Source organism: Pseudoalteromonas sp. SIMBA_162 (assembly GCF_046535955.1).
Lineage (GTDB): Bacteria > Pseudomonadota > Gammaproteobacteria > Enterobacterales > Alteromonadaceae > Pseudoalteromonas > Pseudoalteromonas marina.
The window spans coordinates 1-228 of the sequence record NZ_JAWJBQ010001425.1 but is presented as its reverse complement, the minus strand read 5'-3'; the positions used below and the strand labels follow the sequence as shown (position 1 = coordinate 228).

1 protein-coding gene is annotated in these 228 nt (G+C 66.2%); it reads left to right on the top strand.

All coding sequences use genetic code 11. From position 1 onward, the window contains the following. Window positions 1–228, top strand: a 228-nt coding sequence (locus R0J88_RS24310; protein ID WP_410901502.1) for a glutamate synthase-related protein, incomplete at both ends; no start/stop codon positions are given.

Genomic DNA, 228 nt, shown 5'->3' with positions numbered 1-228 from the left:
CCCGTGGGAACTGGGGCTGCCCGAGGTGCATCAGGCGCTGCGCATCAACCAGCTGCGGCACAAGATTCGTCTGCAGACGGATGGTGGCCTCAAGACCGGCCTGGACGTGGTCAAGGCCGCGATCCTGGGCGCCGAGAGCTTCGGCTTCGGCACCGCGCCGATGGTCGCGCTGGGCTGCAAGTACCTGCGTATCTGTCACCTGAACAACTGTGCCACCGGTGTCGCGAC